Raw genomic sequence first — 14,217 nt, forward strand, 5'->3', positions numbered from 1 at the left:
CATTTTCAGCAGTACATATTTTTATATATTCAGCGGTGTATACGTTGACAATGTGTTTGATTCTATATCAGAAGAATAAGATGGTGAAATCAGCTATTACGCAAAAACAGGTAGTATGGTCGGTTATTTTTTGCGTTGTTGCAATATTGCTGAAGATTTTTAGTCTGTCGCCTGTATTTCATACACAGCAGTTACAGGATAGTTTTTTTGTAATGATACTTGGGTGGCTGCTTTTCGCACTTCTAATCATGTATCAACAGTATACGGTTGAGCAGGAGATGCTTTTGCGCGTAGAACTTTCTGTACAGGAACGATTATGGAAAGAGCGGGAAGCCCAAATGTGGGAAGAGAAGGGAAACCAGGAAGTACTGAACAGGAAATATCACGATTTAAAGCGTTTTATAGCGTATTTGCGGACAGAAAAGGATCATACAATTACAGAAAAAGTCTTAGATGAGCTTGAAGATGCAGTGAGAAAAGCAGATATTTCAATTCACACAGGAAATGAAATTCTGGATACGATACTCATGGAAAAGAGTCTGGAGTGCGAACATAAGAACATAACAATGACCTGTATAGCAGAGGGAAAATTGTTGTCAGGAATGGAGAATGTTGATCTGTATGTGATGTTTTCCAATATATTGGATAATGCCATTCAATATTTGGAAAAACTGGAAGACTTGGAGAAACGCTTACTTTCGGTAGCTGTATTCAAAACAGACAAATTTGTAAAAATTCAGGTGGAAAATTATTGTGAAAAACCGCCAATTGTAAAAGACGGGAATCTGGTGACCACTAAGCTTGATAAAGTTAACCATGGACTTGGCTTAAAAAGTATAAGAAGTATTGCAGAAAAATATAACGGTAATGTATCTACACAATGGGAAAATGAAATATTTATTTTAAACATTCTGTTTCTGTCTACACCAATGAAACTGGGGAGAACCAGTTACGAGGAAAAAATGACCGATTAGAAGAAGAGACTTGTACCAATTATAGTTTTTTAATAATATCTAGGCATATGAAGCTTACACCCGGGAGTAAGTGAAGTTGAAAATCACAAAAGGGAGGAGCCATTATGCTCGAGATTAATATCAATGATATAATTGGCGTATTGAATTCATGCAAACAATACTTAATTGCAATGGCAGTTGTATTGCTTCTGGCTATTGGAATTTGTGTAGGCTGTAGAAAACGTTCTGCGAAAACAAAGTATCTTTTTAGAAGTCAGTCTGTAATATGCGGATTTTTGGCACTGATTCTTATTGCAAATTTAATTGCTGTTGGTCCTATGTCAACTTTAATCAGTCTTGCAGCAGGGAACGGAACAGTAACACAGGAAACTGCTGATGAGGCCTCAGGAATTGCAGAAGATATTGCTGGTGAGGGAATGGTTCTGTTAAAGAATGATGACATGTTACCACTGAAAGACCAGAGAAATATAAATTTGTTTGGCTGGTCATCAATTAATCCGGTATATGGCGGTGCCGGTTCTGGCTCAATTAATGACTTATGGCCAATCGTAAGTCTGGAAGAAGGTCTTGAAAATGCAGGCTTTCAGTTAAATACAGAACTTCATGATTTCTACGAAAATTATACTTCAAGCCGTCCGAAAATGTCTGAAAGCAAACAGGCGTGGACATTACCTGAGCCAACTGCAGATATGTATACAGAGGATTTAATGAATAATGCCAAGGATTTCTCTGACGTTGCAGTAGTGGTTATATCAAGAATTGGTGGAGAAGGCTATAATGATATGCCGAAGGATTTAAGCCAGGTTGCATATGATTCCAATTCTGATAAGTATGATGATTTTCCAGAAGGACATCATTATCTGGAACTTTCACAGACAGAAAAAGATATGGTAGATACAGTATGCAATAACTTTGACAATGTACTTTTACTTTATAATTCAGCACATTCATTTGAATTGGGATTTGTAGAGGAACATCCGGAAATCAAGAGTGTTATCTGGTGCCCGGGAACAGGAAATGTAGGTTTTAATGCACTTGGAAAGATTTTGACCGGAGAGGTGAATCCTTCCGGACGTACTTCTGATACTTTCGTATATGATCTGACCAATACTCCATGGTGGAATAATTCAGATCAGTTGGTATACACCAACATGGAAGATATGGCTGTTACCTCATACAGACGTGATGGAACAGAAATGGTGACAAAGCCGAAATTTACCAACTATGTAGAAGGAATCTATGTAGGATATAAGTGGTATGAAACTGCGGCAGCAGAGAAGTTTATCGATTATGAGAAGACAGTCCAGTATCCGTTTGGCTATGGTTTAAGTTACACTGATTTTACCCAGACTATGAGTGAGATTCAGGAAAACGGAAATGAGATCAGCTTCGATGTAACAGTGACTAATGTTGGAGATACAGCAGGAAAAGATGTGGTTGAGGTTTATGTAAATCCCCCATATACCAATGGTGGAATTGAAAAATCAGCAGCTAAACTGTTAACATTCGAAAAAACAGATTTACTGGAAAGCGGAGAATCACAGGAAATCCATATCAGTTTTTCAAAAGATGATTTAGCTTCTTATGATGACCAGAATGCGAACGCATATGTTCTGGAAGAGGGAGATTATCAGATTTCAATTAATAAAGATTCCCATAATATTCTGGATTCCAAAATTTATACTGTAGAGAAAGCACAGGTATATGATAAAGAAGCAAGAGAGTCCGATAATATTCCAGCTGTAAACCAGTTCGATTTTGCAAATGGTGGAGTAACCTATTTATCCAGAAAAGATGGTTTTGCTAATTATGATGCTGCTACAGCTGCACCAGCGTCAGTAGAATTACCAGAAGAGTATATTGATACATATTACAATAATGATAATTTTGATTACTCAATGTACATTGACGACAGTGTAGAAATGCCGGTTACTGGTGCCAACAATGGAATCAAACTGGCAGATATGCGTGGACTTGCTTATGATGATCCGAAATGGGAAGATTTCCTGGATCAGCTTACTGTAGATGAAATGAGTGATCTCTCAGGAATGGCAGGATTTCAGACCGCAGCAGTTAAGTCTGTAGATAAAGTAGCTACAGTTGATTGTGATGGACCAGCTTCCATTAATAATAACTTTACAGGAACAGGTTCTATTGGTTTCCCGGTTGCAGTTATGATCGCATCTACATGGAATAAGGATCTGGCTTATAAGTTTGGTGAAAGTATTGGTAAAATGGCCAATGAAATGAATGTTAATGGCTGGTATGCACCGGCTATGAATACCCACCGTACACCGTTTGGTGGAAGAAACTTTGAATATTATTCAGAGGATGGTGTTCTTGCAGGAAATATCGCAGCAAATGCAGTTGCGGGTGCAAAGAGCAGAGGGGTATATTCTTATATCAAACATTTTGCAATGTATGATTCAAATGCCATGATGGTATCTATCTGGTCCAATGAGCAGGCAATGCGTGAAATTTATTTAAAACCATTTGAATATGCAGTAAAAGATGGCGGTGCAAATGCAGTCATGGAAGCATGGTGTTATATTGGAAACCGATGGGCTGGAAGCTGTAGTGAATTACTGAAAACAGTATTACGTGATGAGTGGGGCTTTGAAGGTTTCGTGCTTACAGACAACTTTGCTAACAGTGGTTGGGGTTATATGAATGCCGACATTGCATTTAATAATGGAGTTGATGCACTTTTGACTACATATGATTCCGGGCTGAACAGAATGTCAGATTTAACTGCTGCATCAAATGTAGCTGTATTAAGAAATGCAAGTAAAAACATTATGTATACAGTTGTCAACAGCAGTGCATATGAAAGTGAAAATATTAATGCTGGTATGGAAAACTGGAAATATGGTCTGATCTTAGCTAACGTAGTAGTTCTGGCGATTCTGTGCCTGATTGAATGGTTCGTAGTAAGAAAGCACTATAAGAAATTAAATAGTGTTGAGGCGTAAAAAGATAATTTAAGAGAAGCTGGGAAAAGAGGCTGTCGCACTTAGTGTGACAGCCTCGTCCATTTTCAGCGTTCTTTTTTACAGTGATCTCCAAGAATCATTGCAGTCAGAATCATTATGCGAACTAAATCGCTCCAGCTGTTGTTTCTCTCATAAAACGTGAAAGCGAAATTCAAGCAGCTCTAAAACCCAGCTCGCAGCATCTTTGCAAAATCTTCAATATAATACCCGGAATTATCCTTTCGCCAGAACGCACAATATGTTTTTTTGACAGGTTCTCCATTTCTGACGAGAGGAATCCGGTCAATGGAAGTATCAAACCAGGCCTGTTTTCCAATTACGTCCACAGGCATATATCCCTGGCCGGTAATGATCTTTAACCGTGCTTCCTGAATGGAATCTGCGAAAAGATAGTCTCCCTTTATTCCGACGATGTCTTCATAATACGCTCTTTCCTCCTGCTGTCCGGCTGAGGTGATCACCAGGATGCAGGGGGTATTTTTTAATTCAGATACTTCGATCTGGTTCAGCTTACTCAGTGGATTACGGCTGGAAATTTCAATGTACATGTGACTCTGGGAGAGTATTTCGTTATTGTATGCATCTGAGAAAGCACGCCTTTGGTCATTTAACACCAGATCGACTTTATCATTTTCCATTGCTTTGTACAGTTCTTCATGGCTTCCTACCATGATACTTATTTCTACGGATGGGTATTTAGAAGAAAATTCGGCTGCTGCTTCTGAAAGCTCATTGCCATGATAGCCCTTATAATAGCCGATTCTAAGGATGCTATGCTCCTTGTCTGCAATCTTTTTTGTTTCCCGTTTCATCTGCTCGATATCATTTGTGATGACCAGACTTTTCCTGTAAAAATGTTCTCCTGCTGGAGTCAGGGAAAAAGTCCGGTTATGTCTGTGGAGCAGTTTCACACCAAGTTCATTCTCCAGCTTTATGATCTGCTGCGATATGGCAGATTGTGAAACATTGCATTTCTCGGCTGCCTGATAAAAGCTTCCGGTTTCGATCACTGCCTGTAGATATTCAATTTGTCTAAATAACATTGGATTGTTCCTCTTTTTGAAAAGATTTGCACGTTGTTGTCGGCATTAACATGAATAAAAGATAGTTGCGCGTGTTGGTTCCTATAGATTTTGCATCGTAGTCTTAGCTATATCATATATCAATTACTTTAACTTATCAATATGAGAAGTATAAAGAATTGATTGAACACTTATACTTGATTATACTAAAGCCCAAATAGAAAGCAGGAGGAGAAACCAAATGAAGGAAGTAATGATTCTAACCGGAGCAGGACAGATCGGTATGGCAATTGCCCGAAGAATGGGATATGGAAAGAAAATTGTGATCGGGGATAAAAACTTAAAAAATGCCCTGGCAATTTCCAAAATAATGAATGAGGCTGGTTTTGACACGGAACCAATAGAAATGGATCTGTCTTCCCGTGAATCCATCCAAAATATGATCCAGAAAGCACAAAGCCTTGGAGAAATCTCCATGCTGGTCAATGCAGCAGGAGTTTCCCCAAGTCAGGCACCCATTGAAGCAATACTGAAAGTAGATTTGTACGGAACTGCAGTCTTGCTTGAAGAAGTAGGAAAGGTGATCAAAAAGGGCGGTGTTGGTGTGACAATTTCCAGTCAGTCCGGATGGCGTATGCCAGCTCTCACACAGGAGGAAGATGAACTGTTTGCAACCACACCTACGGAAGAGCTTCTGAAGCTTCCCCTTCTTGCGCCGGAAAATATCCGCGACACCTTACACGCATACCAGATGGCAAAGAGATGTAATGAAAAACGTGTCATGGCACAGTCCGTTGAATGGGGAAAAAGGGGAGCCAGATTAAATGCAATTGCACCTGGAATCATTGTCACACCCCTTGCCATAGATGAATTTAATGGTCCAAGAGGCGATTTTTACAAAAATATGTTTGCCAAATGTCCGGCGGGAAGACCAGGGACAGCAGATGAAGTGGCAAATGTGGCAGAGCTTCTGATGAGCGATAAAGGAGCATTTATCACAGGGGCTACCTTCCTTATGGATGGCGGTGCGACGGCAAGCTATTTCTATGGACCTCTCAGACCGGAATAATTACTAAAAAATCAGCAAGCCAATATGATAAACAATACAGGAAATCAGCAAAGCAGATACCGTATAGAACACCCCGATTTTTGCAGTCCACTTCACAGAGTGGGTTTCCCTTGAAGTTGCAGCCAGGGCACTGACGCAAGGCATGTTGAAGCTGATGGCATAGATGAAGGCCAATCCCTGTGCTTTGGTGAAATTGTCAGAGATTACAGATGCCACAGCACTTCCACTGCCCGCAATTTTTGCACCAAAAGTGGAGCTGACCAGGTTTCCCCCTGTTCCGTGCAGGGTATTCAATACGCCAAGCAGAGATTCCTTTGATATGGCAGAAGCCAGGAAAGCCAGGAACGCCTGCCACTTCATACCAAAGAATAAGGTCACCGGTTCTATAACGACTCCAAGCTTATACAAAATACTGGATTCTGCGTTGCCGCCAAATCCATATGTCAATATGAAGAACACAACGGATACAATTGTGATAACCCGCAGTGCCCGGACGAAAATGTCTAAGGTACGTTCAAAGGTTACATACAGAGTGTTTCGGAAATTTGGCTTGTGGTAAGGCGGCAGTTCCATGATCATTCCCACACGTTCTGCTTTTGGAGACAGTGTATTTCCAAAAATCTTATATACGATCCACATCATTAGAACCATAAGAAGGAAAACAGATACAATAACCAGGAAACCGCCAGTGCTTCCGAACATGGCAACAGCAAGCATAGGTACTACTGACAGGGTAGCGCCGCAGGGAACTGCCCAGCTCATGGCAATGGCAAGAACACGCTGCCCCCAGTTGTCTACAACTCTCGTACCGGTTGTACCGGCTATAGTACAGCCTAGTCCCATGAAAAATGGCATAATGGTTTTTCCCTGGAGACCTACCTTCGACATGGTATGGTCAAAGAGAAAAGAAATTCTGGCAAGGTAGCCGGTTTCCTCCATAAGATTAAAGCCCAGGGAAATTCCCAGCACAAAGGATGCCATCATAGTTGCGAAATAGAGCACATTGAAGAAAACATCAAGGATCAGGGAAATTAAAAGCTGGGGAATGTGACACCCAGTCATAACAGGTCTTAATCCGTCTGATACCATATTCAGCAGAGCACCGACGGATCCGCCTATAATACCAGAAAATATCATAGCTACGAGGAAAACTCCAAGGACGATTCCGAAGGCAATGAATTTTCCCTTCACAGGAGATAATGCAATCTGGTCAAATCTGGAATATGCTTTTTGCTGTGTTTTGGATGCAGTAACTACATCTGAGAGCAGATCATCAATGAAAGCTATTTTTTCAGAAACAGAGTGCATTTTTCCATGGGAAATCATTTGCGGGTTTTTCAAACTGTTTTCAATTGTTTGGTATAACTGGGAATAATCTTTTTTCTTTATTGCAGACATAGGAACTACTGGAATCCCAAGCTTGTGGGAAAGCCTGTCTGTATCAATACGGATTCCCTGTCCTTGGGCTACATCCATCATGTTTAATATCAGGATGGCGGGAAGCTTGGTTCCTGCAAAATCAGCCAGCATATAAAGACTTCTTTTCAGCTGTGAGGCGTCTGCCATAACCAGAACAAGGTCGGCTTTTCCGGCATTTATGTAGCTTTCTGTGATTACCTCTTCGTCGGAATCCGCAGACAGAGAGTAGCTTCCAGGCAGGTCGGCCAGGATCATCCGCTGCCCATCTAACTGAAATTCTCCTTCTTTTTGATCTACAGTTTTTCCAGGCCAGTTTCCTACATGCTGGTGGGAACCGGTAATAAGGTTAAAAATCGTTGATTTACCGGAATTTGGCTGGCCAAGCAATGCGATAACAGGAGTATCTGCATCCTTTTGGTAATAAGTACTTTCTCCATGATATTTACAGGAATTGCAGGAACCGCACGCTTCACATTTACTCATCTGAATCACCACCTATCTTTATTTTCGTACATTCCTCACGTCCGATTGCCACCAGAGTATCCCGGGCAAACAGAAGAACAGGCTGTTTTTTCTTGTTCTGGCATATTTCAATTTTGGTTCCGGTCAGGATTCCCATAGAGGATAACCGGTTATTAAGCCGGAGTTCATCCTTGATTTCCCTGATAAAATAGCTTTTTCCAGGAACAGCCTCTGAAAGCAGGATTTCTTTCATTACGCATTCTCCAATCCGAATAATATTTGTTAGACTTTGCTAACTATATGAATTAATATTACATAGATTACCAGGTGGTGTAAAATCCATTTAGACATTTTGAGCCCGTTTAGCAATAAAAATGTGTGGTGGGATTGTGATAATTGGGAGGAAATGGTAGGATGAGAAAGAAGAGAAATCTCCTACAAATTGTGACATACATCTTGCAGAAAGCCCTTTTCAAACCAGGAATGATTTTGGAGGTATACTCTAAGGCATAAGTAAAAAATGGAGGAAAATTATGGAACCATGCGCACAGACACATCTGGCATTTGAAGGCGATAACGACAGCAGAGTAGATTATTACATACTTGCACCCGGCGTCAGTATTCTATTTAACCGTATCTATGTCAGCAGCTGGGGAAGAGAGGGAATGCCTGTTTCGGACCGGATACTTAATCTGAACTTTTGCATAAATGGAAGATGCGATGTCAGCCTTGCCGGAAATCAATATGCCATTGTGAAAAAGAATCAGCTGTGCATTAGTACTATGCCGCCAGACAAAGATTTCTACTATCCGGGGAAAATATATGAAGGAATCCAGCTGTTTATTGACCTTCAGCTGTTGGAAGAATTAAAACAAAATTATCTTGAGTATCTGGGAATTGATCTGAACTACATCGAGAAGGTCTTTTGTTCGAAGAAGGGGATTTACTTTCAGCAGATGGATGACCATATATCTGGAATCATTATGAAAGCATGGGCCACAAAAGACGATCTGGATATTCCGGCGCTCCGCTATCTGTCTGCGCAGATTCTCCATGAGATCATGGTGCTGCCAGTCAAAAGTGAGGGGGAAACCTTTTTTACAAGGTCACAGATCGCCATCGTAAAAGAAGCCGAAGCACTGATTCTGAAAGATCTGTCACAAAGAATTACTGCGAAAGAGATGGCTGACCGGTTCGGAATCAGTGAAAGCAGTTTTAAGCTTTATATAAAAGGAATTCTGGGAGACAGTTATCTGTCCTATTTTCGCAAAAAGCGAATGGAGAAAGCCGCGGAATTGCTGGAATCAACCAATATGAAGGTAATTGATATTGCAATAAGTGTAGGGTACGAGAATCAGGGAAAGTTTGCCAAGGTATTTGCAAATATGTATGGGGTTTCTCCGTTGGAATTCAGGCGGCTTTCGAAGTAGCGCATAGCAATCAGTGAAACACTCTTTTAAAGTAGTCAATCTGGCTGCGAAGATACACGGCATAATATCTGATAAATTTAGCTGGTAGTATCCCTGCGAATCAGCACAGGGGTAATCTGTTTATGAACCGGTTCCAAAAGAGGAACCGGTTTTCTTTTTTTGCGCTCCTCCATTTGCTGTACCAAAAGCTCCATTGTAGTTTTGGCAATAAGGTCAATTTGCTGTCCGATTGTTGTGATGGGAAGGATGGCTTCGCTTGCAATAGGAGAGTTATCGAAGCCGACAATTTCATAGGTGTTAGGCAAGCATCCGTATTTTTGAAAAATCAGATTTAAGAACATATTTGCATATGTGTCGTTTGCAAGGAAAACACCCTTCTTTTTGTCTGGATATTTTTGGTCTATGGTAGAAAAAATATGTTTCATTTGTGTATAGATATCCTGATAAGAGTCTCCAACTACATTCAGATTGAGTTCATATGGGACATGATATTCTTTACAGGTATCCTGGAAAGCACGAATTCGATCATAGGAGGGGATTGATTTATCAACATTTGTGTTAATGTGTATTAAAATGTCGCATTTATTACGGATTAAAAGCGTGGTTGCCTGAAGTGCGCCCATATAGTTATCGGTAGTCACACCACAGATATTCTTTGCTTCACGTTCAATGGCTATGACTGGAATCTGATACGATGCCAGTTTTTCGGAGGAAAGAGTGTGACTCAATACAATTAGTCCCTCAATCTGGTATGCCATCAATTCTTCGATATACTGTTCTTCCTCGGCTGGTCCCTTATCACTGACGAAAACAAGAAATTTATAGTGGAAATCGCTATAGCTGGAAAGAAGCTGTGTAAGCATTTCGGAATAATAATGCAGATAAAGGTTTGGAACAATGATTCCGATAAATTCACTTTTCCCATTGGCGAGTACTTTCGCAAGCTTATTTTTTTTGTAGCCTAAAGCATCAAGAGCCTGTGAGATCTTTTCCTGATTTTCCAGAGTCAGAGAGTCTGGATGATTAAAGTATCTGGAAATTGTTGTTTTTGAAAAATGAGTATATTCGGCAATGTCAGCAAATGTTACTTGTTTTTTTCCCATATGGAAGTATTCTCTCCTTTTTATATGCTATGTATTATAGTATAGCAAGGAGAAAGAAAAATAGCAATCAAAAATAACTGGTTACGTAATCGGTTACTTTAATAAAGAAAAGTATTGACACATATAACAGTTTGTAGTACTATCAAAACATAAAGTAACCGGTTACTTTACCGGTTACACAAAACTGGTAAATAAAGGGAACGGAGGAATAAACGCATGAAAAGAATGCAAAAACAAGCCGGCAGCAAGCTGGCTTATGTGAAGAAAAACTGGCAGTTGTATGTCTTTTTTCTAATGCCGGCACTTGTACTGACAATTATCTTTAAGTATCTTCCGATGGGAGGTCTTTTGATTGCATTTGAAGATTACAATGTAATCAAGGGTGTTCTGGGAAGTCCATGGGTAGGATTGGAATATTTCCGAAGATTTTTATCTTCGCCGGACTTCATGAGCTATTTACTTAATACGCTGAAGCTGAGTATCTATGGTTTGTTATGGAGTTTTCCAGTGCCAATTATTCTGGCACTTCTGTTAAATAGAATCCGCAGGGAAGGAATGAAGAAAAAGATACAGCTGTTAATCTACGCGCCGAACTTTATTTCAGTCATTGTTCTTTGCGGTATGGTGCGCATGCTTTTATCTCCGGTAGGACCGTTAAACCGTGTACTGGGACTGAATACTAACTGGATGACAATGCCATCTGCATTCCGGACCATTTATATTGCAAGTGGAATATGGCAGGGAGCAGGCTGGGCATCAATTATGTATACGGCAGCATTAGCAAATTCAAGTAAAGAATTGGAAGAAGCGGCTATTATGGATGGCGCGAATCTTTTGCAGCAGATCTGGTATGTTGAACTTCCTGCAATTAAGGATATCATTGTGATTCAGTTTATTTTACAGGCTGGAAATATTATGAGTATCGGATTTGAAAAAGCGTATGCATTGCAGACAGATATGAACTTACCGGCTTCTGAGATTTTATCAACATATGTATACCGGATCGGTCTTTTAAATGGTGATTATGGATATTCTACGGCAGTAGGCTTGTTTAACTCAGTTATAAACGTGATTCTGCTTATTTTTGTAAACTGGGTAGTAAAGAAATTAAACGATGGAGAAGGATTATAGGAGGAACGTGGAATGGAAAAAGCTAAAAAAATAAAATATTCACGGACAGACCGAATGGTGCTTGGAATCGGCTATGCTATTCTTGGTATATTTGTTCTTTCAATCGTTATACCATTGGCTTACGTGCTTCTGGCATCTTTTATGGATCCGACAGTATTAAATAATCAGGGCCTGAGTTTTAAGGTAAAAGACTGGACATTGAATGCTTACACGCGTGTGCTGGAAAATGGAATGATCTGGAGAGGATTTTTAAATTCATTTTTGTATTCAGTTGTATTTGCAGCAATTTCAGTATTTGTAACACTTCTGGCAGCTTATCCTATGTCAAAGAATGATTTTGTTGGAAGAAAATTTTTCAATGTCATTTTTCTGATAACCATGTTTTTTGGCGGCGGAATGATTCCGACCTTTATTTTGATAAATCAGCTTCATATGGTAAACACGGTCTGGGCGATCTTGCTTCCGGGGGCTTTTAATGTCTGGAATATGATTCTTGCGAGAACCTATTACCGGTCTATACCAGGTGAGTTAAGAGAAGCATCTGCAATCGATGGTGCAAATGAGATTCAGCATTTCTTCCATATTATGCTTCCGGTATGTAAGCCTATCATTGCAGTATTAGCATTGTGGTCTTTTGTTGGTATGTGGAACAGTTATTTTGACGCTATGATTTACTTAAATGATGCAAATTTACAGCCATTACAGCTTGTTCTCCGTTCGATACTTGTACAGAATACTCCGCAGCCGGGAATGATCGCTGATATTCAGAGCACAGCAGAGCTGGCAAAGGTTGCAGAGCAGCTCAAGTATGCAACAATCGTAGTATCAAGTTTACCATTGCTGGTGATGTATCCATTTTTCCAAAAATATTTTGATAAAGGAATTATGGTAGGTTCGGTAAAGGGATAAGCAGAAAGGACGTGGATAGCTATGTACAAAAATAGTATAAAGAAAGGTTTGGCAATAGGACTTGCAGCTGCTATGATGACCAGCATCGCAGGATGTGGAAAAGAACAGCAGCTTGCGGCGGAGATCAATCCGGATACACCTGTTTCACAAGTGCAGTTTCCATTGAAAGAGCAGGCTGAATTGTCTTTTATTACAAGTGCTCCGGCAACATCGACGCAGGATCCGAACGAGAGAATTATCTTCCAGAGAATGGAGGAACAGACGAATGTACATATTGACTGGACCTGCTTTGTAGCAGATCAGTTTTCCGATAAGAAAAACCTGGCATTGGCGCAGTTTGGAAATCTTCCGGATGGTTTGTTTAATGCGGGGATGAGCGACTATGATCTGTTGCGTTATGCGAAACAGGGAATCATTATTCCTCTGGAGAATCTGATTGATAAATATATGCCAAATTTGCAGTCCGTATTTGAAAAATATCCGGAATATCGGACGATGTGTACGGCTCCTGACGGGCATATTTATTCATTCCCGTGGATTGAGCAGCTTGGGTCTGGAAAAGAAGCGATTCAGGCAATCGGAGATATTCCATATATCAACAAAAAGTGGCTGGATTATCTGGAACTGGATATGCCGACCACCACAGACGAACTTGAACAGGTATTGATCGCATTCAGGGATCATGCAGACGAGCTGCAAAAGGAATTTGATATAGAAGGCGATGTTATTCCTATGTCATTTATCATAAATAATGGCGATCAGGATCCGGCCATTCTAATAAATGGATTTGGTGAAGGATATGGAGATACCGGCGATCACTTTGCCGTTACGGATGACGGACAAGTGATTTATACAACTGTCCAGGAAGGGTATAAAGAAGGAATTGAGTGGCTTCATAAGCTTGTAACAGAAGATCTGGTGGATCCGGAAGCGTTTACACAGGAATGGTCAACTTATGTAGCAAAAGGAAAAAATCACAGATATGGACTTTGCTTTACATGGGATATTGCAAATGTTGATAATAATACAGATTATGTGATGCTTCCAGCATTGACAGGCCCTGATGGAGTCAGAAATATTACAAGACAAAATAATAGCGAAACAAGTGGATTTGACAGAGGGCGTTGCGTACTCACTTCCAGTTGCAGAGATACTGCACTTGCAGCTGCATGGATCGACCAGATGTATGCACCATTGCAGTCTCCGCAGAATAACTGGGGAAGTTATGGCGAGAAGGATTCCTTTAATATTTTTGAGTTATCTACAAACAAAGATGGCGGAGAAATGCTTAAGCATATGGACTTGGGAGAACAGTCACCGGTAGAGGTGCGTGAGGCTCAGTCTGTCAATGGACCTCTTGCGGTACTTAATGAGTATTATGATGTGTATGTTACACAGCCAGAGGATGCAAAATGGCGTCTGGATAATATGCATGAGACTTATCTGAAGGATATGAAAAGCAAATATGTATATCCAAATGTTTTTATGAGTATTGATGATACCAATAAAGTATCCCAGTATGATACGGATATCAAGAAATATGCGGAACAGAAAAAAGCTGACTGGATTTTAAACGGCGGTATAGAAGAAGAATGGGATTCCTATTTAGATAAAATGGAAAAATATGGACTTTCCGATTATCTGAAGATCAAGCAGAAATATTTTGACCAATATCAGGAATCTTTAGCAGAAAAGTAGGAGAATT

General features: G+C 40.2%; 11 protein-coding genes and 1 pseudogene. 8 read left to right on the top strand and 4 right to left on the bottom strand.

The annotated features are described in order from the left end of the window. Nucleotides 1–284 precede the first annotated feature (284 nt). Nucleotides 285–974, top strand: a complete 690-nt coding sequence (locus ACTQWB_RS03945) for an ATP-binding protein (protein WP_441500465.1) — start codon at nucleotides 285–287, stop codon at nucleotides 972–974. A 104-nt stretch (nucleotides 975–1,078) separates the two neighbouring features. Continuing rightward, on the top strand, nucleotides 1,079–3,946 hold the full coding sequence (locus tag ACTQWB_RS03950) for a glycoside hydrolase family 3 N-terminal domain-containing protein (RefSeq protein ID WP_441500466.1): 2,868 nt from the start codon (nucleotides 1,079–1,081) through the stop codon (nucleotides 3,944–3,946). A gap of 182 nt (nucleotides 3,947–4,128) precedes the next feature. Here ACTQWB_RS03950 and ACTQWB_RS03955 read toward each other — a convergent pair whose 3' ends face one another. Then, nucleotides 4,129–5,010 (bottom strand): LysR family transcriptional regulator, encoded by an 882-nt coding sequence (locus ACTQWB_RS03955; protein WP_441500467.1) that lies wholly within the window; start codon nucleotides 5,008–5,010, stop codon nucleotides 4,129–4,131. A gap of 220 nt (nucleotides 5,011–5,230) precedes the next feature. Between ACTQWB_RS03955 and ACTQWB_RS03960 the strand changes: the two genes are divergently transcribed. Further along, on the top strand, nucleotides 5,231–6,058 hold the full coding sequence (locus tag ACTQWB_RS03960; RefSeq protein WP_441500468.1) for an SDR family oxidoreductase: 828 nt from the start codon (nucleotides 5,231–5,233) through the stop codon (nucleotides 6,056–6,058). Nucleotides 6,059–6,061: 3 nt separating this feature from the next. Here the strand turns inward: ACTQWB_RS03960 and feoB are convergent, their stop codons facing one another. Together feoB and ACTQWB_RS03970 are read right to left on the bottom strand one after the other, a co-directional pair. Continuing rightward, nucleotides 6,062–7,960 (bottom strand): ferrous iron transporter B, encoded by a 1,899-nt coding sequence (gene feoB, locus ACTQWB_RS03965; RefSeq protein WP_441500469.1) that lies wholly within the window; start codon nucleotides 7,958–7,960, stop codon nucleotides 6,062–6,064. Continuing rightward, nucleotides 7,953–8,192 carry a FeoA family protein gene (locus ACTQWB_RS03970; protein ID WP_441500470.1) on the bottom strand — a complete coding sequence of 80 codons (240 nt, stop codon included), beginning with the start codon at nucleotides 8,190–8,192 and terminating at the stop codon, nucleotides 7,953–7,955. The genes feoB and ACTQWB_RS03970 overlap by 8 nt, the downstream gene beginning before the upstream one ends. 175 nt (nucleotides 8,193–8,367) lie before the next feature. Between ACTQWB_RS03970 and ACTQWB_RS03975 the strand changes: the two are divergent. After that, nucleotides 8,368–8,445, top strand: a pseudogene (locus ACTQWB_RS03975) (DUF6783 domain-containing protein); the annotation flags it as partial. Between the two features lie 27 nt (nucleotides 8,446–8,472). Then, nucleotides 8,473–9,369 (top strand): helix-turn-helix domain-containing protein, encoded by an 897-nt coding sequence (locus ACTQWB_RS03980; protein WP_441500471.1) that lies wholly within the window; start codon nucleotides 8,473–8,475, stop codon nucleotides 9,367–9,369. A 77-nt stretch (nucleotides 9,370–9,446) separates the two neighbouring features. Here the strand turns inward: ACTQWB_RS03980 and ACTQWB_RS03985 are convergent, their stop codons facing one another. Further along, nucleotides 9,447–10,472: a LacI family DNA-binding transcriptional regulator gene (locus tag ACTQWB_RS03985; protein WP_441500472.1), complete on the bottom strand. Its 1,026-nt coding sequence runs from the start codon at nucleotides 10,470–10,472 to the stop codon at nucleotides 9,447–9,449. 216 nt (nucleotides 10,473–10,688) lie between these two features. On the opposite strand from ACTQWB_RS03985, the gene ACTQWB_RS03990 reads away from it, so the two are divergent. The 3 genes from ACTQWB_RS03990 to ACTQWB_RS04000 are packed head-to-tail and all read left to right on the top strand — an operon-like array spanning nucleotide 10,689 to nucleotide 14,210. After that, nucleotides 10,689–11,603, top strand: a complete 915-nt coding sequence (locus tag ACTQWB_RS03990) for an ABC transporter permease (protein WP_441500473.1) — start codon at nucleotides 10,689–10,691, stop codon at nucleotides 11,601–11,603. A gap of 12 nt (nucleotides 11,604–11,615) precedes the next feature. Next, nucleotides 11,616–12,512: a carbohydrate ABC transporter permease gene (locus ACTQWB_RS03995; protein WP_441500474.1), complete on the top strand. Its 897-nt coding sequence runs from the start codon at nucleotides 11,616–11,618 to the stop codon at nucleotides 12,510–12,512. Nucleotides 12,513–12,533: 21 nt separating this feature from the next. Continuing rightward, nucleotides 12,534–14,210: an ABC transporter substrate-binding protein gene (locus ACTQWB_RS04000; protein WP_441500475.1), complete on the top strand. Its 1,677-nt coding sequence runs from the start codon at nucleotides 12,534–12,536 to the stop codon at nucleotides 14,208–14,210. Nucleotides 14,211–14,217 lie beyond the last annotated feature (7 nt).

The sequence above is a fragment of the Blautia sp. HCP3S3_H10_2 genome (assembly GCF_052122375.1).
Taxonomy (GTDB): Bacteria; Bacillota; Clostridia; order Lachnospirales; family Lachnospiraceae; genus Blautia_A.